The 23,412-nt window shown below is 48.7% G+C and carries 13 protein-coding genes; 6 read left to right on the forward strand and 7 right to left on the reverse strand.

All coding sequences use genetic code 11. The annotated features are described in order from the left end of the window. The first annotated feature begins 232 nt into the window (after positions 1-232). Together HMPREF0670_RS07285 and HMPREF0670_RS07290 are read left to right on the forward strand one after the other, a co-directional pair. On the forward strand, positions 233-1,219 hold the full coding sequence (locus HMPREF0670_RS07285; RefSeq protein ID WP_009230508.1) for a discoidin domain-containing protein: 987 nt from the start codon (positions 233-235) through the stop codon (positions 1,217-1,219). Positions 1,220-1,616: 397 nt separating this feature from the next. Continuing rightward, positions 1,617-2,987, forward strand: a complete 1,371-nt coding sequence (locus HMPREF0670_RS07290; RefSeq protein WP_044077947.1) for a THUMP-like domain-containing protein — start codon at positions 1,617-1,619, stop codon at positions 2,985-2,987. Positions 2,988-3,228: 241 nt separating this feature from the next. Here the strand turns inward: HMPREF0670_RS07290 and HMPREF0670_RS07295 are convergent, their stop codons facing one another. Further along, positions 3,229-3,537, reverse strand: a complete 309-nt coding sequence (locus HMPREF0670_RS07295; RefSeq protein WP_009230510.1) for a helix-turn-helix domain-containing protein — start codon at positions 3,535-3,537, stop codon at positions 3,229-3,231. 761 nt (positions 3,538-4,298) lie between these two features. Between HMPREF0670_RS07295 and HMPREF0670_RS07300 the strand changes: the two genes are divergently transcribed. The 3 genes from HMPREF0670_RS07300 (at position 4,299) to HMPREF0670_RS07310 (ending at position 9,190) form a co-directional block, all read left to right on the forward strand. Continuing rightward, positions 4,299-5,504 carry a PDZ domain-containing protein gene (locus HMPREF0670_RS07300; protein ID WP_009230511.1) on the forward strand — a complete coding sequence of 402 codons (1,206 nt, stop codon included), beginning with the start codon at positions 4,299-4,301 and terminating at the stop codon, positions 5,502-5,504. Between the two features lie 44 nt (positions 5,505-5,548). Further along, positions 5,549-6,748, forward strand: coding sequence for a PDZ domain-containing protein (locus HMPREF0670_RS07305; RefSeq protein WP_009230512.1), 1,200 nt, complete (start codon positions 5,549-5,551; stop codon positions 6,746-6,748). Between the two features lie 348 nt (positions 6,749-7,096). After that, positions 7,097-9,190 (forward strand): TonB-dependent receptor, encoded by a 2,094-nt coding sequence (locus HMPREF0670_RS07310; RefSeq protein WP_009230513.1) that lies wholly within the window; start codon positions 7,097-7,099, stop codon positions 9,188-9,190. 143 nt (positions 9,191-9,333) lie between these two features. Here the strand turns inward: HMPREF0670_RS07310 and HMPREF0670_RS07315 are convergent, their stop codons facing one another. After that, on the reverse strand, positions 9,334-10,104 hold the full coding sequence (locus HMPREF0670_RS07315; RefSeq protein ID WP_009230514.1) for a class I SAM-dependent methyltransferase: 771 nt from the start codon (positions 10,102-10,104) through the stop codon (positions 9,334-9,336). Between the two features lie 1,634 nt (positions 10,105-11,738). Then, a complete protein-coding gene (gene ruvB / locus HMPREF0670_RS07325) occupies positions 11,739-12,773 on the reverse strand; it encodes a Holliday junction branch migration DNA helicase RuvB (protein WP_009230515.1) in 1,035 nt (344 codons plus the stop codon). A 284-nt stretch (positions 12,774-13,057) separates the two neighbouring features. On the opposite strand from ruvB, the gene HMPREF0670_RS07330 reads away from it, so the two are divergent. Then, positions 13,058-14,962 (forward strand): heavy metal translocating P-type ATPase, encoded by a 1,905-nt coding sequence (locus tag HMPREF0670_RS07330; protein ID WP_009230516.1) that lies wholly within the window; start codon positions 13,058-13,060, stop codon positions 14,960-14,962. A 188-nt stretch (positions 14,963-15,150) separates the two neighbouring features. Here the strand turns inward: HMPREF0670_RS07330 and HMPREF0670_RS07335 are convergent, their stop codons facing one another. From HMPREF0670_RS07335 to HMPREF0670_RS07350, 4 genes are all read right to left on the reverse strand, one after another. Then, positions 15,151-17,265 (reverse strand): S46 family peptidase, encoded by a 2,115-nt coding sequence (locus HMPREF0670_RS07335; RefSeq protein ID WP_009230517.1) that lies wholly within the window; start codon positions 17,263-17,265, stop codon positions 15,151-15,153. A 164-nt stretch (positions 17,266-17,429) separates the two neighbouring features. Beyond that, positions 17,430-18,896, reverse strand: coding sequence for a lipopolysaccharide biosynthesis protein (locus tag HMPREF0670_RS07340; RefSeq protein ID WP_009230518.1), 1,467 nt, complete (start codon positions 18,894-18,896; stop codon positions 17,430-17,432). A gap of 36 nt (positions 18,897-18,932) precedes the next feature. Continuing rightward, positions 18,933-20,162 carry a nucleoside recognition domain-containing protein gene (locus HMPREF0670_RS07345; protein ID WP_009230519.1) on the reverse strand — a complete coding sequence of 410 codons (1,230 nt, stop codon included), beginning with the start codon at positions 20,160-20,162 and terminating at the stop codon, positions 18,933-18,935. 362 nt (positions 20,163-20,524) lie between these two features. Then, positions 20,525-23,041: a zinc-dependent metalloprotease gene (locus HMPREF0670_RS07350; RefSeq protein ID WP_009230521.1), complete on the reverse strand. Its 2,517-nt coding sequence runs from the start codon at positions 23,039-23,041 to the stop codon at positions 20,525-20,527. Positions 23,042-23,412 lie beyond the last annotated feature (371 nt).

Here is a 23,412-nt window from a genome sequence, read left to right on the forward strand (position 1 = left end):
TTTGCTTACTTCTTGAAGGAGCATAGTGAACTATGCGACTGAAAGAGTAAGCGAAAGATGCCAGATAAAAGCAAAAAGACAGCAAAGAGCAAAACAAGGAACAACAATTGAACCTTTGCGGGGAATTTTTAGAACATGCCATAAGCCCTGCTTGCCCAAGGCCGACAAAGCCTTGGGGACAAGGTGGGCAAATACTTTCCAAACCTAACACATTCAGACGAAGATTATCAATATGAAATCAATCTTAAAGATAACATTGCCGGCCCTCGTGGGGCTTGCCACATTGTTTACTGCCTGCCAAAGCGAACCCGAAGTGGGCACTAAACTCTACGATAAGGGCGAAACAAGCAACTTGCCTAAGCTGTACATACACGACTTGGGCAACCAAGGCAACAAGGGTGCGCTGGAAGTTGTAAACGCCAATGGCGAACTTATAGCTAAAAAAGACACCGTTAAGTTTTATGTACGCCTCTCTTCTCCACTCGACCACGACCTAGAAGTGAGCGTTGCCGAGAATCCTTCTGCCACCAAGCAGGCTGGCGCTACGGCTTTGGAAAAGGGCGCAGTTAATATTCTTACACCTACTGTTACCATTGCTAAGGGCGCTACCGTATCGGCAGAACCCATTAAGGTGGTTGCGCAATTGGGCAACGCACTCGACACGCTGATGTCTACCCGCACAAACGGCGCAGTTACGCTTACACTGAACCCAGCACAAGGTGTAGATGTGGCTAGCAACTACGGCAATATGAACATCACCGTTAACTACAAGGAAAGCAATATTGTTGATAATGGCAACACCGATGGACTTACGGCTATGGACCTCGGCGACTACTTAGTATACGACGACCAGAACAATAAGCTTGAGAAACTATACGACGGCAACCTGTCAACCGTGTGGTTTAAGCCTTCCAACGAAGGGCCATTTACTTTCGTCATCACAGTGTCCGAAAACACCAAAGTTACTGCTCTCTCACTCGTTCCTAGCGCAAGATATGTCAACTGGGTGGCTAAGAGTATGACTGTTGAGACCAGTGAGGACTGGAACACATGGACGAACCAAGGAGAGATTACGAGAACAGACAACAGCATCAGCAATGGAGAACCTTTCGTTGTTCGCTTTACCAAGCCCGTTAAATGTAACTACATAAGGCTCTCCAACGTACGTTCAGCCTCATCAAGATACCTTGTTATCGGCGAAATGAAGTTCTACAAGTAAAGCCTGTGGCGTTAAGGTCAACAGCATTTCGCACCCGTACGCCCTCCGTGGCACATACGTTGGCTATGCTTAAAAGCCCCCGCGCCGCACTACTAACACCATAACCAACGCCCCCATTGGCCTTCATACGCCTTTGGGGGCGTTTCTGTGTCCTATGCCGAGAAAGCTGACTTGCGTGCAATCTATCCCTTCCACATAATAAACAACACCTTTTCGCGTTTTCAAAGAACTTTGAACTGGTTTTCAACGATACTTAGGCTTAGTTTTCAAAGAAGCTTTGGCTTGGCAAACATAGGCGCGCACCAACCATCCCACGCAGCAAATGGCAGTGCCTTTGCTCACACCACTGCTCTCCTCAAGCCCACCAATCCCCTACTCCATAACGCCCCACAACAACATGTACATCAACAACGACACCCTACGCTTTATCGCAGAACATAGAAACGACAACGTGCCACAGCTGGCTCTCGCCGCCCATAACTCACCAAACGTAGACCTTCCCTTTGCTCTCGACCAAATTGCAGGATGGCAAACCGCTTGCCGAAAGCTGCCTTCGTGGGCCAAGAACCCCAATATCGTTTATCCGCCACATCTTTCTATGGAGCAATGCTCGTCGCAAACCACGGCCGAATATAAGGCTAACGTGGCGTGGCGGCTTGTAAACGATATACAACAAGCCACACCTAACAACAGCGAAGGAGGGAAAGGAAATTGTGATAAGAAACAGGTAGGCGAATGCGAACACACTTCGTTAGCAGACCTTACAGGCGGATTCGGCGTAGATTTTGTCTTTATGGCGCCCCATTTCGCCCAAGCCACCTATGTGGAACGTCAATCCAAGCTTTGCCAATTGGTGCAAAACAACCTCAATGCCCTTGATATAGGGCATGCCGAGGTGGTGTGTGCCGAGGCCGAAAGCCACCTCAAAACAATGGAAAGGGTGTCGTGCATCTACCTAGACCCTGCACGTAGAGATAAGAATGGGGGCAAAACGGTGCTTATCGAACACTGTTCGCCCGATATTCTCCAACTTTTGCCCATGCTCTTAGCCAAATGTGGCTTGCTCATGGTTAAACTCTCGCCCATGTTGCATTGGCAACTGGCCATTGCGCAGCTGCAAGAACATGGCGCATGGGTAAGCCAACTGCACATCGTATCTGCAAAGAACGAGTGCAAAGAGTTGCTCTTCCTTATCACCGATAGGCAAAACCACGCACAATGCCTAAGCCAGGCTGCCGCGCAAAGCGGGCAATTACACCCCACTCCACTAGAAAACCCAACACCACAACAAGCCACAGGCACCGCCAACAGCACGCACATTACATGCTATAACGATGGCAACAGCTTTCAATACAGTCTTGCCGAGGCCGATGCAACCCCACAAACCATCTTGCAAACGCCTCCACAAGCAGGCATGTACCTTTTCGAACCCAACGCCTCCATCATGAAAGCAGGTTGTTTCGGCATGCTATGCAGCAGACTAGGTGTACAAGCCATTGCCCCAAACTCGCATCTCTTTGTGGCCAACAACGACCTGCCCGACTTCCCTGGCCGACGGTTTAAACTCGTTGCAACTACCTCTTTTAACAAGCGCCACCTAAAAGCTGCGCTGCAAGGCATCAGCAAAGCCAACATCGCCACGCGCAACTTCCCCCTCAAACCCGAGGCCTTACGCAAGAAACTAAGACTAAAAGACGGCGGCGAACACTTCCTTTTCGCCACAACCGATGCCCAAGGCAAGCATTGGCTGCTGGTGGCTAAGGGCTAAACAGACTACATTCATGGCCGTTTAACCACACTTTACAGGCCTATTGTGGCCACGCGCCCCCTCTTTCGGCAAGCATCATATAGCACTAACAAGCAACAACAAACTGTTTGTAAAGCACATATTGGGGTTGTAACGCTTACTTTAAAAACTTTTCTACCATTGCTTTCAGCTGTTCGGCGGTAAGCTGGGCTAAGCAAACCCTTTCTATCATAGTGCTTAACAACTTTACCATTCGCACCAATTACTTAGTATGTCTAATGCGTTGCGCCTTCTTTTCATCCCTACGCACAAGATAAGGAGAGGGAGGCAACTCTGGCAAAAGGTTGTCTAACGAGTTGATTTGACCAACAACTTTAAGCAAAAGCACGAATGTGGATAGCGACAAGTTGCCGGCGCTGCCATTCTCAAACTTGTGAATGGTGGTCAGTCCAACCCCCGATCGTTCGGCAACCTCTTTTTGAGTGAGGTTGCAACGCAGCCTATACTCCTTGAAACGCGTACCCAAAAGGCGTACAAGTTCAGGCGTGGAATATTCATATAAATCGACCATGACGCTATGTTTTTAATTATCATTATAGTGAAACTTATATGCCATTTTGGCCATTTATCTTCAATATAATGAAGTTTATAACTGCAAATCCACATCATTTTTTTGAATTAAAGCGCCCTTCTTCGATAAAAAATAATGGCCAGTTGCATCACATTGAACGATTATCGTTTGGCACACAAACCGAAATAATGGAAGTGCTGCCACCCCAAAACACATGAATCGAATGGTTTTGCAAAGCGCTTATACCTTTCTCAGACTTTTAAAAAAGAAATCTCGTTGATTTGCTCAACCAGAAGTTACCCCCCAATCGGCCGTCAGAGCCGCTTTGGTTTTGTTTGCTTGTGGAGCATCTTAGCTGTTTTATTCTTGAAGGCGTAGCGGGCCACGTCGAGAGAATAAGGCAGACAAGATGCTCCACAAGCAAACGAAAGACCAATAGAAAACGATGTAAACAACCTAAAATGATTGATGAGCGGCACAACGAACGATTGGGGTTAAAACAAAGTACGAATTGCACTTTACAAAATAATTCACTACATTTGCACATGCGGATTAACCTAACATCCCCCATTTTAGGCAAGGTTAAGCCCAACAAGCATCGGCACCAAGGCATGTGCCAATGCCGAACGTATGCAGCATTAACGATGTGTTTGCGCACAAACAACCCTGCCTACTGCCTGAGAACCCATCCCAGACCTCGACAAACGACAATCACAACCACCTATAATCTCACAACATTCTAAACTAAAAAAACGCCGACAATGAAAAGAAAAACAACATTGACAATGCTCTTTGCCACCTTTATCCTGATGGCTAGTGCGCAAAAAGGGCCACTCGACTCTAAGTGGGAGAGCAACGACTCAATCCCATTCACATGGGATGAGGGCATCTACTTGCCTGCAACTATCAACAATAAATACCCTGCCAACATCTTGTTTACCACAAATGCCAACCGCCAATTGGTGGTAGATACCACGTATCTTAAAGAAAAGTGTTGGCAACCGCCAAAGATAGAAAAAGGTTTAATACTGAGAGAAACAGATACACTGCGCCTAAAAGCATCGAACACAAAGCACGAGGTGAAGTTTGGTAACATCGCAGCAAACTTCCCTTACATGCTCATAACCGACATAAGAAACGTGTTGGGCAAGCATGCCGACGGCATCATGTGGGATACTTTCTTTGAATACTCTCCATTTGAGGTGAACTTTCAGCAGAAATTCTTACGCACACTAACGGCCATACCCGATTCCGTTAAACGCAACTACCGCTGTTTGCCGCTCACGGTTAGGGATTCTAAGTTTATGATTGAAGCATACGTGTGGTTCAACAACAAGCGCATTGGGGGCCTTTATCAGCTATGGCTTGGAGGCAATGACGACATTCTTTTCACCAGCTACATAGTAAAGCGGCACAACCTAATGGCATACAAGGGCAAAACTCGGCAGTTACTGGCTCAGTACACGAACATAGGCGACACAACAACCACTACAACGACCTTCGCACTAGCCGACTCGGTCCGCCTTGGACTGCAAAACATTGGCCCTGTTGTCGTGTCTATACCTATGCCAGAGGCCTCATCCCACTCGCGAATGTACAATGCAGGCTATATCGGGGCAGGTATTCTTAGCAGCTATAATTTAGTATTCGACCCCGCCCACAACAAACTCTACTATCGTCCCTACAAGGAACACACACCTGAAAAAAGAACGTGGGGTTTCTCGTGGATAAACCGAACCGACATCGGTAAGGGATGGATTGTGCGCTCAATATATAAAGGCGGCGCAGCAGAAAAAGCAGGAATAAGGCTTGGCGACACCATCTTAAAGGTGAATGGAAAGAAGGTGGAGAACTATTCGTGGGAGGAGGAACGAGCGCTTTCAAACGATTCAACCATCACGCTTTTGCTTAAAACAGAACAGGGCATGCGAAAAGTAACCCTCAAAACAGAGCCACTTTACGAGTAAGCCCACTTTCAAAGACTTAAAAGCATATTCTAAAAATACCAACAATGAAAAGAAAAACAACATTGACAATGCTCTTTGCCTTCTTTATCCTGATGGCTAGTGCGCAGAAAAAGGCAAGCCAACAAGTGAAGGTGTGCGAAGAACCCATTTCTTTTATCAAGGATGGGCACATCTATTTGCCGTCAATCATCGACAGCACACACCACGCCAACATGATATTCGATACGGGGGCAAGCGGACAACTGCTGGTTGACACGGTGTACTTGAAAGAACAAGGCTGGACTGTTAATACGTCGATGTGGGGCAGATTGCGTGGTACGAACGGATATTCGCGCGTTAAGGTGTCGCAGAAAAGGCACAAGGTAGAACATGGGAAAGCGTCGGAAACTTTCCCCTACATGGTCTTAGGCAACCTTAGGAGTGTGTTGGGGAAACACGCGGATGGCATATTTGGGAGCAACGACTTTGAAAGATTGCCCCTTGAAATTAATTATCAGCAACGTTTTATTCGTAAACTGAACACCATACCCGACTCGGTAAAGCGCAACTACCAATGTTTGCCACTTACATTTAAGGATAAGGACTGCCTGATTAAGGCCACCATCTGGTTTAACGGACAAGCCATTGAAGGGCTTTATATCATTGACACGGGGTCGGGAAACGACGTTTTCTTCACCGAAGCGACGACGAAACAGTATAACCTAGAAAGCTATAGGGGGGAAAAACGCGTTGGACATGGCCTTGACATGGGCCTTGGCGATGGTGGAGTTAGCACATGGATAGACGCATACGCCGACAGCATGCGGATGGGTTCGCTACATATTCCGCAGCCAGAAATATCAATGTTGCCCGAAGGTAAGGGAGCTTTCAAAGAGAACATCTATGTGGGGAACATCGGCGCAGGTGTTCTTGGATGTTACAACTTGGTGATAGACATCCCTAATGGCAAGCTATATTGCCGCCAATTTAAGGAATATCGGTCTGGCGGAACCACATGGGGGTTTGGTTGGATAAACCGAACCGACATCGGAAAAGGCTGGATTGTGCGCTCAATATACGATGGAAGTGCGGCTGATAAGGCAGGAATGAAACTGGGCGACATCGTCGTTGAGGTGAATGGCAGAAAGGTTGAGCATTTTTCGTGGGAGGAAGAACGAGCTCTTTCAAACGATTCAACCGTCACACTCTTGCTTAAAACAGAACAGGGCATGCGAAAAGTAACCCTCGAAGAAGAGGAGTATTAGGCTGGTTCTTAACGCTCCACGCTGTTTTTCCATCACATTCAAAGTGCCGCGCTTGGCCAACTTTTAGCAAAGTGAGGAGCTACATCGCGGTTCGACGACACGTTAACAGGGTTACCAGTTGGCCTGTTAACGTGTCGTCAAATCGTCAAGACACAAGGCCATTCTCTCCCCTCTCCTATTGAGGAGGGGCTGTGAATAAGGCCTTTCCCACCTATTTCCACACAAATAAGGATTGCGGTTTTTCATACATTTGCATACTTTTGCACTTTTAAAACGTGTAAAGCGTGCGCCGACTGGCTGCGAAGTGAGCGGCGGAACGGCTTTGCCGAAATACAAAAACATTCGAAAATGAAAATTATCGCAACACTAACAGCCGTCGCATTTGCGGCAACAGCGAACGCCACAGTAGAAGATTCGGCCACCATTGGCGGAATGATTAACGAGGTTTCGGTGGTGGGATTTAAACAAGACAGAGCCGCCATATCGCCCGTTTCGCAACAAGGGGTAGGCGAACGCTACATCGAAAACAACCAACTTGTGGGTCTTCGCGACCTTAGTGGCATGTTAGCCAATTTCTACATGCCCGACTATGGCTCGCGACAATATTCACCCATCTACATTCGCGGCATCGGCTCGAAGGTTAATTCGCCTTCGGTAGGCGTGTATGTAGACGGCATTCCCTACTTCGACAGAACCGTATTAGACATGGACCTCTTTGGCGTAAGCAAGGTTGAAGTGCTGCGCGGTCCGCAAGGAACGCTCTTCGGGCGTAACGCATCGGCTGGTTTGATAAACGTTTTCACGCGTTCGCCACTCGATTACCAAGGCACAATGGCCAAAGTTTCGTATGGTTCGTACAACGATTGGCTCGTGGCCGCATCCGCCTATCATAAACTGAACCAAAGATTTGGCCTTTCGTTGGCTGCCAATTATCACCATAACGACGGTTTTCAGACCAATACTTTTCTCAACAACAAGGCCGACCGCATCGGCAATGGCACCATTAGGCTGGGCGCAACGTGGAAACCAGCAGACCAATGGACTGCAAGATTTACGGCTGCACTAGACCTTACCCAACAAAACGGCTACCCCTATGCGCCTTACAACCCGCAAACGGGCGTGCTACAACCCATTGCCTACAATCGCGAAAGCACTTACCGCAGGCTGGTTGGTACACTGGGCATGAGTTGGCGATACGATGCCGAGGGCTGGAGTATGAACAGTCAGACCGCATTTCAACACAATGATGGTAGCGTAGAAGTAGACCAAGACTATTCGCCACGCGACATCTTCGCCGTTAAAATGCCGCATTGGCAGAACCAAGTGAGCCAAGAATTCACCTTCCGCTCTACCAACGAAAGCCGATATCAATGGATTGTGGGTGCATTTGGTTTCCATCAACACGAACATTACACCGTAAACACATCGCGCATAGCGGCCAAATTGTACGAAGTGAGCCAGAACAAACTGCCCACAACGGGGTTCGCACTCTATCATGTCAGCACGTTCAACATCGTAAAGGGCTTGTGGGCATCGGCTGGTGTCCGGTTGGATTGGGAGAGAAACAAAATAAACAACAACAAAGCCAAGGTAAAATGGATGGGACAAGACGCCCCACCCATGTTCAATCCCGTAGACCCGAAGGGCGGATGGCAAGCAACAGACTTTGATGCAAGCAGGATTGACAAGCAGATAACACCCAAGTTTACGCTTAAATACCAGTTTACGCCCTTCCGTATGATATACGCCACCGTAGCGAAAGGCTATAAAGCGGGCGGCTTTAACGCCGTTCGCCAAACCGACGAAGACTATACTTACAAGCCCGAACACACGTGGAACTACGAGGTTGGAGCCAAATGGAGTTTCCTTAAAGGCCTGTTGGCGTTAGAGGCTAGCGCCTTTTACATCGACTGGCGGCACCAACAACTCTCCATCACCGTGCCTGCACTGGGCAATGTTGTGCGCAATGTGGGGCACAGCAACAGCAAGGGGGTAGAACTTACGCTTAATGCCACGCCCTTACCCGCACTTTCGTTACAGGCTAGTTACGGATACACTTACGCCAAGATGCTGGAAGGGCGCATGGGGATGGGGCGCGACTACTCTGGCAATATGTTGCCATTGGTTCCGCGCCACACTTATTCGTTCAATGCCAACTATGTAGTAAACAACCTCGGCCGTATTGCCAACAAGTTGATGTTTAATGCCAACCTCACGGGCGTTGGCCCGCTCTATTGGCGCGAAGACAATGCGGTTAAACAGCCATTCTACACCCTTCTCAACCTGAAAACAGCCATAACGCGCGGCATTTTTACCTTAGAGCTATGGTCGCGCAACACGCTTGCAACCAATTATCTGGCCTATTACTTCGTTGCCTCAACGCCTATGGCACAAAAAGGTAAGCCCTTCACCGTTGGTACAACGCTGATGGTAAAGTGGTGACGTAAGGCGGTAAGGCTATGATGTTGCAAGTTGTTGCGCCAAAAGGCCTATAAAGAACAAAGTACACCCCAAGCCTTTCTCCATTTGGAGAGGGACTTGGGGTGTGGCTTTTCAGCTTTGAAAAGGAGACTTGGCGAAACTTCCTACTCAAGTATGTAAAAGCAAGAAGTGGTAAAAAAGTTGCGCACATGCCGCATTCTGGCCAAGCGAGGCCACAGCAAACGGGGGCGCAGATCAAACTTTATCTCGTAATGGGGGTTGATGAAAAAAAGCGTGCGGTTGCGTATGGCAAAGTGTTGCGCGGCCAAACCTTCGAACAGCTCTATCGTGCAACGCGTCTGTTTGATGTCAAGCAGTTCGTCTGTAATGCCTGGCTTCTCGTGGAAGGCCTTCAATATGGCCGCATATACATCTTCTGGCAAGAGGTGAAACCAAGGCAAATGCGAGAGGAACTTACTTCGGCAAATCTGCTGATGACCGCCGAAGGGCATCTGCCAAGCAGGAAAAGACATGAAAACAACACCTCCCAGTCGTAAGAACTTGCGCAACTTGGGCAAGAAAGAGGCCTTATCCATAATGTGTTCGATTACGTCGTGGCAGATAATTAGGTCGAAATGGTGTTCAATACCCTTCATTTCGAACACGTCTGATGCGATAAACCGCCCCTTAGCACCCGCCTCCTCGAAAAATCGCTTGGCATCGTTTATCCTACATTCGGCCAGGTCTACCCCCACAACCTCGCACCCACGCTCGCTGAAAGGCAACAGGTTGCCTCCATCGCCACAGCCTATCTCCAACACGTTCATGCCCTGTTCGATGGGCAGATAACGTTCTATGTAGGGCAAAAAGTACTTCCAGCTAGTTGCAGAAAGCTCGTTAAAATATAGTTTTCGGTCTTTTTGTCGATGCTGCATAATAAAAAGGTACAAAGTTAGAAAGCTGTAAAAATGAAAAACAACTTAAAGACAAGAGGATTAAAGCGTGGAGACATCGTCCTTCGCCTTTTAATCCCCTCCTCCTAGTTCGTTAATTACTCCGATTGTCTGTGCACAAAAATACAACAAATTGATCTAACAAGAGAAAAAACAAACCTCTTTTTCATTGAAAATCACAATTTCTAGGTATTGTTCACATACGTAAATCCTTGCATTGCACACTGTTTCTAAGACGTAATGGCAGGTTATAACGAGGTGATGAGTTGACCAGTTAATGAGTTGGCGAGGTGATGAGGTGACCAGTTGACCTGTAGACCTGTTAACAAGTTAACGAGGTGACAGGTTAACGAGGTGACGAGGTGACGAGGTGATGAGTTGACAATTTGACGAGTATAGGGGTTGACAAGAGTACAAGTTTAGAAGTTGGTTGGCGCAGCCTTTTTTTTCATCTTTTCAACTTTTCACCCTTTCACCTTTAAAGGGCGTGAGCCATTTTTTCACCTTTTCACCCTTTCACCCTTTCACCTTTAAAGGGCGCAGCCATCTTTTCACTTTTTCTCCTTTAAACGCCTTTTCACCTTTAAACGCCTTTACATCTTCTTCCCTTAACAAGTTGCCAAGCCAGCATAACCTAACAAAGCACATCACTCCCCTCTCCCCTTGGAGAGGGGTTGGGGGTGAGGCCGGTAGCGGACGATCTCTTTTCAACCATTTTGTCCAGTTTTCAGCAAGAAATTTAACATTAAAAGAGCCCTTTCCATCCACCAATCGCCAACCTTGCTGCAAAAAATCGATTCTCGCGAAGGTTTGTTTTGAGGCAGAAGGGGGTTAGTTACAAATACTGGCAAAATGAATATTTATTTCAAAAACAAGCCATTAACACTGTTTTAGGGGCTATTTGCGGCAAAATGCAATGCAATATGCCGCTAAATGCAGTGCGTTTTGGTGCAAAATGCAGTGCGTTTTGGTGCTAAACGCAACGTAAAATGGTGCTAAATGCAGAGCGAAATGGTGCTAAATGCAAGGTAAAAAGCATAAACATCCACACCAAAATGGTATAAATAAAACCTTTTAGGACCCCTAAACCATAGCCTGGAAGGACAAAACAGCCGCTAAAAAGTGGGTTTTTAGGGGCTAAAAGTGGGTAATTGGGCTTGAAAAATCATGAGCTTGCAACCAAACTAGAAAGGCTAAATGGTGCAAAATGCAGGTTCTTCTCTTAAAAATGGACAATGAGGAGGACGAAAAAGGTTATAAAAAAGTGATATTTACCCACTTTTTAACCTATTTTCTCGCTAGAACGGAACAAAATTAGAGCAGTATTGTAAAATAAAATTTAAACTTGTAGTTGAAAGGTTTCACACAAAACAGCTACTGGCCTTACCCACTACCAGCCTCACCCCCAACCCCTCTCCAAAGGGAGAGGGGAGTAATATGCCTTGTAGTTGACAAGGGAACAAGAGTTCGAGTTAACAAACTAATGGGCGTGAGCCATTTTTTCACCTTTTCACTCTTTCACCTTTTCACCCTTAAAGGGCGTGAGCCATTTTTTCACCCTTTCACCTTTTCACCCTTTCACCCTTAAACGCCTTTAAACGCCACCTCGCCTCTCCTTAATCAAACAATCCAGGCTCTTTTGCGTTGCTTGTATAGATGTTTCTACCCAGATGTTGGTAAGCCAATTCGGTTACCATACGCCCTCGTTGGGTACGTTTAATAAACCCTTCCATGATAAGATAAGGCTCATATACCTCTTCTAAGGTGCCTGCGTCTTCGCCTATGGCCGTTGCAATGGTGCTTACTCCCACTGGTCCTCCCTTAAACTTATCTATAATTGTGAGCAAAATCCGATTGTCTATCTCGTCTAAACCATACTGGTCGATGTTCAATGCCGTGAGCGACAGGCGTGCAATAACCGTATCAATGCTACCATTACCCTTCACTTGGGCGAAGTCGCGCACACGCCTTAGCAGCGCGTTGGCGATACGGGGCGTTCCACGCGAACGCCTTGAAATCTCCATTGCAGCCTCATCGTCGATGGGAACGTTCAATATCCGAGCCGAACGCTTGATGATACGCGCCAGCGTTTGCGGGTCGTAATACTCCAAATGCAGGTTAATACCAAACCGCGCACGCAACGGGGCAGTAAGCAAACCGCTGCGCGTGGTGGCCCCGATGAGCGTAAAGGGGTTGAGGTCTATCTGTATCGACCGCGCCGAAGGCCCTTTATCTATCATGATGTCTATGCGATAGTCTTCCATAGCCGAGTAAAGATACTCTTCAACCACGGGCGAAAGGCGGTGTATCTCGTCGATGAACAGCACGTCGTTGATTTCTAACGAAGTGAGAATGCCGGCCAAATCGCCAGGTTTGTCAAGCACAGGACCGCTAGTTATCTTAAACCCCACCCCCAATTCGTTGGCAATGATGTTGCTCAAAGTGGTCTTTCCCAATCCCGGAGGACCGTGTAAGAGGGTGTGGTCGAGTGGTTCGCCGCGATATTTTGCCGCCTCAACAAACACTTCTAGGTTTTCTACCACCTTACTTTGGCCGCTGAAATCTTGGAATTTCGGCGGTCTGAGGGCGTTTTCAAACTCTCGTTCGCTGGGCGTTGTGCGTTCGTCTCTGATGTCAAAGTCTTCTGTCATAATGCAAAGATACTAAAAATTGCAACTTGGTTGCACGTTTTAACGCCTAACTTTGCAGTACGAACATTACTTTATGGTTAAGGAAATGAATGTGCGGAGAACGAGAAACGGCATTTGAAGGCCTGCGAACTAGTAGCTGGGAAATTTTAAAAACCGATAAAACCTGGTGAAAATGGAATAACTAGTAAGCCCGAAATACCCAGAAGAACTAGGCAACTTGGACAGGCTAGACAACTTGCAAACTCGTAAACTCGTAATCTTGTAAACTTAAAAAACAACATATTATGTGTGAACATCATCACGAAGAAGAAACAAAATTGTGGCAACCCATACTGTCGGGTGTGCTGCTAGCGGCTGGAATAGCCTTTACATGGATGGGCTGCGGATGGTTTTCGCAACCTTGGGTGCAACTGGTTTGGTACATTGCAGCCTACCTTCCCGTTGGGTTTGGCGTAATGCACGAGGCCGTGGAAGAAGCGATGAAAGGGGATGTTTTTAGCGAATTCATGCTGATGAGCGTGGCTTGCGTTGGTGCTTTCGCCATTGGCGAATATCCTGAGGCCGTAGCCGTGATGTGGCTTTACTGCATGGGCGAGGCTCTTCAACATCGCGCAGTGCATAAAGCACGGCATAGCATATCGAGCCTAACCCATTATCGCCCCGAACTAGCACGTCTTATGCGATGGAATGGCGAAAAAAACGCCATGGAACAGTTACTTGTTAAGCCCGAAATGGTAAGTGTGGGCGATGTGATAGAGGTACTTCCAGGCGAACGCGTGCCGCTAGACGGCGTGCTACTTCTACCCGACGGCGAGCACGATGCCCTTGTTAACTTCGACACAGCCGCGCTTACGGGCGAGAGCATGCCCCGACAAGTGGGCGTGGAAGGCGAAGTTTTGGCCGGCATGATTGCCTTAGAGCGTGCCGCAAGCCTACGCGTTACGCGTACACAAAGCGAAAGTGCGCTTACACGAATACTAAAAATGGTGGAAGAGGCCACCGAACGAAAGGCACCCACCGAGTTGTTTATCCGTCGTTTTGCACGCATCTACACGCCCATCGTTATTCTTTTGGCCACGCTTACGGTGGTTCTGCCTTGGGCTTATACGCTGGTTTCGCCTTCGTTCCATTACCATTTCTCCGCGTGGTTGCATCGCGCATTGGTGTTCTTGGTTATCTCTTGCCCCTGCGCATTGGTCATCAGTGTGCCATTAAGCTACTTTGCAGGCATCGGCAGAGCATCGCGCATGGGCGTACTTTTCAAGGGAGGAAACAGCCTAGATGCACTAACGGGCGTGGATGCGGTGGTGTTCGACAAAACAGGAACGCTTACCACAGGAGCGTTTGGCGTGCAGCAAACCTTGCATCTATCGCCCGAAGAACTGCAAACGGTGGTGGCGATGGAACGCAGCAGCACGCATCCCATTGCCAAAGCTATTGTTAAAGTGTATGGCGACGGCGAAAAGATTAATGCCGAGAACATGCCCGGATTGGGGCTTCGGGCCGAAATTGGAGGCGAAACATGGCTTGCAGGTACGCTTAGGTTGCTTGAAAAGCAGGGCGTGAGCTATCCCGAAGAACTGCAAACCATACCCGACACCATCGTGGCTTGTGCCAAAAACGGCCGTTTCATCGGCTGTATCTTACTCTCCGACACACTAAAACCCGATGCCGCGGATGCCATTTCGATGCTGCGGAAGGTGGGTATTACGCACGTTGAGATGCTATCGGGCGACAAACAAGCATTGGTTGACAAGGTGGCCGAGGAACTAAAACTGGAACAAGCCCTAGGCGACTTACTGCCACAACATAAGGCAGAGCGCATTGAAACCTTGCAAAAACAGGGACGGAAGGTGGCTTTCGTGGGCGATGGCATCAACGATGCGCCCGTGTTGGCTTTGAGCAACGTGGGCATTGCGATGGGTGGAGCTGGTGCAGACATGGCTATCGAGACGGCCGATGTGGTGTTACAGACCGACCAACCCTCGCGGTTGACACAAGCCTTACGCCTCGCCCGAAAGACGCGAACCATCGTTTGGCAAAACATTGCCTTTGCCATTGGCGTGAAGGTGGTGGTTATGGCGCTTGGACTAATGGGCATTGCAACACTCTGGGAGGCCGTTTTCGCCGATAGTGGCGTGGCGCTTTTGGCCGTAGTTAATGCCATGAGGATAATGAGAGGGAAGTGAAAGGATGCAAAAAAGGACGTTTTCATCGAGAAAACGTCCTTTTTTGTTCATAACGGCTAACGAGTAAGCAAGTAGGAAAAGCCACTCACCTAGGGCTGATTAGTTAACAAGTGAGGGCTGATTAAAGAATTTAAGTTCATCTGTTTCCACCTTAACTTAGGATCAGATGAACCTAAATCCTCACAATCTTACAAGCCCATTTCCTTTAACAATCTATCGGCATGCCCCCACTTATCCATCATAAAGAGCATGTAACGGATGTCTACGCCGATGCAACGAGCAAGGAGCGAATCGAAAAGAATGTCGCTAGAAAGACTGTCCCAGTTGCCATCGAAGGCCAAACCAATAAGCCTACCCTTGCCGTCGAACATGGGCGAGCCACTGTTTCCACCCGTAATGTCGTTGTTGGTGAGGAAACAAAGGTGCAGGTTATTCGTGGATTTGTCGGTGAAACGGCCGAAATCATTCGACGAAAGCAACTGGCGCATGATGGGTTCTGCCTCGTAGTCAACGTTGCTTTTGGCACGATCCATCTTCTCAACGATGCTTTCGGGCGTGGTGTAATAACCCAATTCCTTGCCGCCAAGCGAGAAACCCTTTACCTGACCGTAGCTAAGACGCATGGTAAAATTGGCATCCGAGTAGTGGGGCATGTCCTCTTCCATACGCAACTTGGCCGCACAGAGATAGCGTTCTTGCGCCTCGATGGAATCGTTAATTGCGCCCATTCCTTCGGTTAGGTCGTAATAGATGTCCATCACGTCTTGTCCGAAACGCACACCTGGGTCTTCTTTATACGCCTTGGTATTGTAAAACAGCTTTGCACCCTTCTTCATGATGATGGAACGGGCATAAAGGTCGTCTACAAAACGCTGGTAATCGCCGCCGAAACGTTGGTCGATGGTGGTGTAGAACTTGGGCAGGTAGCGGTTTCCAACATGCTCGCGATAGTTCTTGAGCAGCACGGCAAGCACCTCCTTATCCAGTGCCGCATCCCATTCGTTGCTGTTGTCGGCAAACTCGTGGTATTGCTTTGATGCGGGCTTCTTAGGACCTTTCACTTCCATGCCGCCCATTGCAAGACGCATGGCGCGTGTAGCCAATTCGTTGGTGCGGCGGAAAGTTTCCATCCAATAATAGCGTGTGCGCACGCGGTCGAAACGTTTTTCGTAGTAAGCGCCCAGCTTATCAAAGTCGAGTTTTCCTTTAAGAAAGCCCGTTGAGTCTTGCCATTGGCGCAAGCGTGCCTCGTAATCGCGCTTTTGTTGCACTAAGCCGATGGAATCGATACATTTGTTCATTCCCAAAGAGTTCTTCCAATAGTTGGCACTTTGGGCGAACTTAGAGTCGTACTTGATACGCACAGCCTCGTTGGCACGCATGTGTCGGCGCATCACCTCTTGCTTAACGCCTCGCACTTGGGCGCGTGGCGTGTTCTCGCAATCGCGTCTTTCGATGATGCCGTAGCTTGAAATGTAACGGCTGGTGCTGCCTGGATAGCCCATTGTCATGGAGAAATCGCCCTCTTTATAGCCATCGAGCGAGATGGGTGCCCAATGTTGCGGACGATAAGGTACATTGTTCTTAGAATAAGCGGCAGGCCCATTGGTAGTTGGGTCGGCATAGATACGGAAGACGGAGAAATCGCATGTCTGTCGCGGCCACATCCAGTTGTCCGTTTCACCGCCGAACTTACCCATCGACTTGGGAACGGTGAAAACGAGTCGCAAGTCGGTGAAATCTTGGTAAACGGTGGCATAGAAACTGTTGCTCTCGTAGAATGGGTCGATAGAAACACGAAGGGTTTTATCTACTTTGCGCACCGAGTCGGTGAGTACCGTCTGCAACGAGTCGATAAGAAAATCCTTCTGTCGCTTGCTGGCCGTGGCATATCCCCTGCCCATCAGTCGGGCAGTAACATCTTGTTGCGACTTCATAAAGCTCACGAACATGTCGCTGTTGGGCAGTTCTTCCTCGTAGGTCTTGGCATAAAAGCCGTTTAGCATGTAGTCGTGTTCAACGGTTGAATGTCTACGAATGGCCTCGAAACCGCAATGATGGTTGGTAAATACCAATCCGTTGGGCGAAACCACCACGCCCGAACAATAGCCCGAGAAGTTAACGACAGCGTTTTTAACGGCATCTTTACTTTGATAGATGTCGGCGTATGGCAGTTTAAAGCCTTCGGCCTGCATCTGTTGGTACACTGCCTGCGGCAGATTGTACAGTGTCCACATGCCTTCGTCGGCCTTTGCCGTTCCGAATGCCATGAGGGCAGCTAAGATGAATGTAATTTTCTTCATATTTATTTGAATTGATGTATTGGTTTATTAGTAGTAAAGGAGTAAGGAGTAAAGAAGTAAGTTAAGGGGTTAAGTCGTATGCTTTTGATGCACAATAGTAAGCATTTCTGTTTATTTTGCGACTGGCGTAAGCCATCTTTTCACCTTTTCACCCTTTCACCTTTTCACCCTTTCCCTCTCTTCAAATCCCACTTCCATATATGTCCGATGAAAAGGAGGATAAATACAGTATTCACACCCAATGCAACAGGTACGGAGAAATGCGTGTTGGCGTAATTAATGCACAAGTAAAAAAGAACTGTGATGCCAACGTACACACCGATACTTGTCAGCGGATAGGCGATGGGATATTTGCGTTGACCCACGATGTAACTAAGAATCATGGCCGTGGCATAACCTGCAAAGCCTGCCCAAGCACAGGCCATGTAGCCATAACGCGGAACAAACAACACGTTGACGGCGATGAGCACGGCGCAACCGATGCCCGAAAAGTAAGCACCCCAAATGGTTTTGTCGATGAGCTTGTACCAAAACGAGAGGTTAAAGTAGATGCCCATCATGATTTCGGCAGCCATAACGATGGGCACGACACGCAATCCCTCCCAGTAATCGCGCCCGATGAGACGGCAGAAAATGTCGATATAACCCATCACAACGAGGAAAGCCAGCAGGGTGAAGATAATGAAATACTTCATGGCCTTGGCGTAAGTGTCGCGATTGTCCTTGTCTTTCGACTTGCCAAAGACAAAAGGTTCGTAGGCATAACGGAAGGCTTGCGTTATCATGGCCATTATCATGGCTATCTTACTTGCCGCTCCGTAGATGCCCAACTGCGTGTGCGCATCATTTCCTTTATATATATAAGGGAACAATATCTTGTCGGCCGTTTGGTTAAGTATGCCTGCAATGCCCAATACCAATATGGGCCAGCTATAAGAAAGCATACGTTTAAGCAGGGCTTTATCGAAAACGTAGGCGAAACCGCGCAACTCTTTATAGAAACAAAAGGTGATGCAAGCCGTACAAACGAGGTTGATGTAGAAGGCGTAACCTGCACCAACGTTTGGCGAATAAATAAGGCTCACCCACTGATGCCCGCCTTCGTAAAGGGCTGGTAACAGCAGATAGTAAATCAAATTGAGCGAAATGTTGCTGCCAACGAAGAGCAATTTGAGGGTGGCAAACTTGATGGGACGCTTTTGATAGCGAAGGTATGCAAAGGGAATGCATTGGAATGCGTCGATGGCTACCGTCGCTGCCATCACCCAAATGTAAGAGGGATGGTCGGCATAGCCCATTGCTTGCGCGATGGGATGCAAGAAAAGCACCACCATGGCGATGAAAAGGGCGGAAGTGAAACCCACGGAGAGCAGGATGGTGGAATATACCCGCTGTGGATTTTCGTCGCTCTTATTGGCGAAACGGAAAAAGGTGGTCTCCATTCCGTAAGTCAATAGCACCAAGAAAAGAGCCGTATAGGCGTACAAATTGGTGATAACACCATAACCACCACTTGCCGCTGAAATCTTAATCGTATAGAGCGGCACAAGCAGATAGTTGAGAAAACGGCCCACAATACTACTTAATCCGTAGATGGCCGTGTCTTTAACCAAAGATTTTAAATTACTCATTGCTAAAAGTGAAAAGGTGAAAAAGTGACTGCGCCCTTAAAAAAATAGGTAACATATTAATATCGCTGCCACCACTCCTGCTAAGTCCGCGAGCAGTCCGCAAGCCACAGCGTGGCGCGTATAGCGGATGCCGACACTGCCAAAGTAAACGGCGAGGACGTAAAAGGTGGTGTCGGTGCTGCCTTGGAAGATGCAACTGAGTCGGCCAACGAACGAGTCGGCACCGTAAGTAGACATCGTATCAATCATGATTCCACGCGCACCAGCCCCCGAAAGGGGTTTCATCAGTGCGGTTGGCAATGCCTCGATGAAATCGGTGTTTATGCCTAGCAAGCCCACCAACCAACGAATACCATCTACAAGGAGGTCCATTGCGCCCGATGCACGAAACACGGCCACGCCCACAAGTATGGCAACGAGGTATGGAATGATGCGCACGGCAGTTTGGAAACCATCTTTCGCCCCCTCGATAAAAGTGTCGTAGACATTGACACGCTTACATACGCCAGCCACAATAAATGCAACGATGATGCCCATCAGCAGGATGTTGGCCGTGGTGGTGCTGAAAGTGTTCATCGTTTCCTTATCCATCCTACCGAATCCCCAAATGATGGAGCCGACGATGGCACAGGCAACGAAAAGCCCTAAGAAGGTTTTAGGACTGAGCAAGTTTATCTTTTGATATATGCTGGTGATGATGATACCTGCCAAAGTGGAAAAGAATGTGGCCAAGAGTATGGGTATAAACACATCGGTGGGCTGCGATGCACCAAGCTGAGCGCGATAGGCCATGATGCTTACGGGTATCAGCGTGAGTCCCGAAGTGTTGAGTACGAGGAACATAATCATGGGGTTCGAGGCCGTGTCCTTCTTCGGGTTGAGCGTTTGCAGCTGCTCCATTGCCTTCAATCCCAAAGGAGTGGCGGCGTTATCAAGACCCAACATGTTGGCGGCAATGTTCATAAAGATGCTCCCCGTTACGGGATGACCCTTGGGAATGTCGGGGAAAAGACGGGTGAACACAGGACTTAGCGCACGAGCCAAGGCGTTAACTACGCCTCCGCGTTCGCCAATCTTCATCACACCAAGCCATAAAGCGAGGATGCCTGTTAGCCCTAACGATATTTCAAAGGCTTTTTTAGACATGTCGAAGGTGCTGTCCATCATGGCAGGGAACACCGTAGCATCGCCCATAAAGATGAGTTTTGCCGCAGCAACCACGAAGGCCACGAGGAAGAAGGATATCCAAATGTAGTTTAAAACCATGTTTCTACTAGATGTTTTCGGTTTTTTGAATTATGGGTTCGCATGCCTTTTATGGCCATTTGCTTACCCGTTTGAAGGGTGTTCGGCCGTTGGAATGGCCGTTTTCGGTATCGTTCGCGTTGCAATAGATGAGCGGCAGCACCATCATGACGGCTCATGAAAAGCGGACTGACGAGCTGTTACCTGCGGCAGATGCAGACAAGACAGACCACAGTTAATGCCCTACGCCCTCGTTCCTAGCAACAAACGGCAAAGTAACTTGCCCCAAATGCGATGCAATGGGGCAAAAAGCAAGATTGCCTATGCCGACAAATGCCACACCAACGACGGCTCATGTCGGGCCATCGCTGGTGAAAAGCAGGCTAACGCACGTTTCGTCCGCGTTCGCGCACCGTCTTTATCTGGTTTACTTGGCGTGCCAAGTCGGCATAATGCAAAGCATTGATGCCCGTGGCCGTTTGCATTTCGGCTTTCAGATAGTTGTCGAGCTTGTCGAGATGCTGGGCAACAAATAGCAGCGCATCGGTGTTGAAAGCGGGCGCAGTGGCCCCAACCTTATCCTTATCGTCGGGATTAAGCATGGTGTTTAGCCGCTCCACATAGTTGCGTTGCAGGGTTCGGCGACTGCTGTTCTTCAAATCTTGCGCGGCATCGAGCGGAGTCCACACCGCGGCGAAGAGGTCGTCGAGGTAGTTTTCCAAGCGATAGGCCGTGCTCGATTCTTGCGAATTGTTGTAGATGGCGTTGAGAAGGTTCAACGAGAACGTGGCGTTAAGCGCCGATGCCTGCATCTTGGCTATTTCGGCAGTGGCATTAACACCTGTCTTGGATGTTATTTCGACAGGGTAGAGCCACAAAGGGGCATCGAATACCTGACGGGCAAAATAGCCGAGAGCGGCCTTTTGCCTTTCGGCAGGCACTAGTTCGTAAGGCGTTTTGCCCGGCATGTTGTTGATATAACGCCCACCGATGTTCTTGGCTACGTGCCCGAAGTAGCGCACAAACTGCTGTCGCGCGCTGTTATACATCTCGCGCAGGTCTACATACTGGTCGTTGGCCTGGCGCGTCCATTGGGGAAGGTTCTTGATAAGCCGTTGAAGGTTCTTCACGCCATAGTCGCTAGCCTTCACATTATCGTCGCCTAGGTCCTCGCGTTGTGCCCTTGGGTCTTCGTTGGTGCCCTCTCCGCCAAACCAAAGTCGGGGATTTTTGGCCAAAACAGCGGTGGTTTCGTCCATCAGCTTGTCTTTCTCCGCTAGCTCGTCTTTAAACTCTGGCCGATATTGATAGCCCCATTTGATGGCCCATTTGTCATAATCGTTTACGCGAGGAAACAGTCCGCGCTCGCCGACATTGTCTTCGGGCTGGGCCACATAGTTAAATCGCGCATAGTCCATGATGGATGCCGTGTGGCCATGTTTCTCTACCCATGCCTTGTCGCGCAGCTTTTCAACAGGCGTTGCATAGCTTGCGCCCATGTTATGGCGCAGTCCGAGGGTGTGGCCAACCTCGTGCGAAGAGACGAAACGTATCAGTTCGCCCATCAACCGGTCGTCGAAGTTCATCGTGCGAGCACGTTTGTCGAGCGGTCCGCACTGTGTCATGTACCATTTGGTGAGCAAATTCATCACGTTATGGAACCAACAGATGTGACTTTCGATGATTTCACCGCTGCGGGGGTCCTTTACATGTGGGCCGTAAGCATTCTCGGCCTCCGAGGGAAGATAGCGCAACACGTTGAAACGGGCATCGTCAAGACTCATCGTCGGGTCGTTGGTGGGCCACTCCTTGCCTTGAATGGCATTCTTAAAGCCTGCCGCCTCGAAGGCAACATTCCAGTCGTTGATTCCTTTAATAAGGTAAGGCACCCATTTCTTGGGCGTTGCGGGGTCGATATAAAACACGATTGGCTTGATGGGTTCTACCAATTCACCGCGTTGATAGCGTTTTACGTCTTTGGGAACGAGCCTGAAACGCGAGATAAACTGTTCGCGTTGGCTCTTGTGTTGCTCGTCCGAGAAGATGGTGTAGGGATAGGCAAAGAAACCAACGCGGTTGTCCCAAATGCGCTTGCGCATGGGTATTTTGGGCAATTCAACGATAGATGTGTTGAGTGCAAGTGTTACTGCGCCCGTGCCCGACGCCCTTATGGTGCTAGGCGATGCGGCATAAGTGCGCGTTGTAAGCACTTCTATGTTGATGGGATAGGTCTTAATGGTGTCGATAAATGTACGATCGGCCTGCTGTCCGCCAATCTTAGTCTTCTCGAAAAAGGTGCGGTTGATGCCCACAATGTTGTTGTCGCGAGCAAAAAAGCCCGTTACATCGAAGAGGTTCATGCCTTTTTGGGTGTTTCCCGCCACGATGGGAAAGGCTGCAACAATGGGGTCGGCAGTGCTTTGTTTCAGTGAAAGGTATATGCGGTCTTTCTCATTGGCCTCTTGTGTGCGAACGAATGTGCGCAAAAGCATGGTTTTGGCGTCGCGTTTCTCAAAGTAGATGGCATCTTCATTGACCATTTCACCACTGAACTTGCCAAATCCTTGGGGTACGCCAGCAAAGCGAGTAACGGCCATAAAGTAACGGGCAACAAGACTGTCGTGCATCTCAAAGTACCATTTGTCTTTGATGTGCCGCACGGTGAAGAGGCCTTTCATCACCGTTCCGCTGTCTTTCATCAGCCTGTCGTAGTCGGTTTCTTTCTTCTTTGGCTCGGCTTTCACGTCCTTCCCATTAGGCGTTTGCACCTTGGCCGTGTCGGTTTTGGCGGTTTGCGTAGTGTCTTTCTGCACTTTTACGGCAAATGCCACCTTTGCCTGAGCCGAATAGCCCAAAGCCACGGCAGCCAAGAGGCAACCAATCCTGTTATTTACACCCATAATTGCTTTGTCTGTTTTGTATGTATATGTTCACGTTACAATCGGACGAACAACCTGCGTTGCCCGTCCGATTTCGTTCTACAAAGATAGTGCTTTTTGTACAAATACGCGCTCGATGCCGTGCTTATCAAGGCGTTACACAAAGACAGCACACCGCAACGAAGGTGTTCGGGGAACACGGATTGTTGGCAAACGAAATGAGAACATACCGATGAATTGGCGCAATTTTAATGCTCGCCTTCGCGAGAGGATGGCCAAACATAGCTTTGGCGTAAACAATATTTAACCTTTTGTGCGTATTGAATTAACACAAGACGTAAGTGCACACAGGGAGATACGCCGCTATGAAGGGCTGATTGGGGTCGGTTAAG

The sequence above is a fragment of the Prevotella sp. oral taxon 317 str. F0108 genome, assembly GCF_000162415.1.
GTDB classification, from domain to species: domain Bacteria; phylum Bacteroidota; class Bacteroidia; order Bacteroidales; family Bacteroidaceae; genus Prevotella; species Prevotella conceptionensis.

Excerpts from the sequence above, each read along its gene's own strand:
- HMPREF0670_RS07285 (WP_009230508.1), top strand. The coding sequence starts at position 233 with ATGAAATCAATCTTAAAGATAACATTGCCGGCCCTCGTGGGGCTTGCC.
- HMPREF0670_RS07290 (WP_044077947.1), top strand. The coding sequence starts at position 1,617 with ATGTACATCAACAACGACACCCTACGCTTTATCGCAGAACATAGAAAC.
- HMPREF0670_RS07295 (WP_009230510.1), bottom strand. The coding sequence starts at position 3,537 with ATGGTCGATTTATATGAATATTCCACGCCTGAACTTGTACGCCTTTTG.
- HMPREF0670_RS07300 (WP_009230511.1), top strand. The coding sequence starts at position 4,299 with ATGAAAAGAAAAACAACATTGACAATGCTCTTTGCCACCTTTATCCTG.
- HMPREF0670_RS07305 (WP_009230512.1), top strand. The coding sequence starts at position 5,549 with ATGAAAAGAAAAACAACATTGACAATGCTCTTTGCCTTCTTTATCCTG.
- HMPREF0670_RS07310 (WP_009230513.1), top strand. The coding sequence starts at position 7,097 with ATGAAAATTATCGCAACACTAACAGCCGTCGCATTTGCGGCAACAGCG.
- HMPREF0670_RS07315 (WP_009230514.1), bottom strand. The coding sequence starts at position 10,104 with ATGCAGCATCGACAAAAAGACCGAAAACTATATTTTAACGAGCTTTCT.
- ruvB (WP_009230515.1), bottom strand. The coding sequence starts at position 12,773 with ATGACAGAAGACTTTGACATCAGAGACGAACGCACAACGCCCAGCGAA.
- HMPREF0670_RS07330 (WP_009230516.1), top strand. The coding sequence starts at position 13,058 with ATGTGTGAACATCATCACGAAGAAGAAACAAAATTGTGGCAACCCATA.
- HMPREF0670_RS07335 (WP_009230517.1), bottom strand. The coding sequence starts at position 17,265 with ATGAAGAAAATTACATTCATCTTAGCTGCCCTCATGGCATTCGGAACG.
- HMPREF0670_RS07340 (WP_009230518.1), bottom strand. The coding sequence starts at position 18,896 with ATGAGTAATTTAAAATCTTTGGTTAAAGACACGGCCATCTACGGATTA.
- HMPREF0670_RS07345 (WP_009230519.1), bottom strand. The coding sequence starts at position 20,162 with ATGGTTTTAAACTACATTTGGATATCCTTCTTCCTCGTGGCCTTCGTG.
- HMPREF0670_RS07350 (WP_009230521.1), bottom strand. The coding sequence starts at position 23,041 with ATGGGTGTAAATAACAGGATTGGTTGCCTCTTGGCTGCCGTGGCTTTG.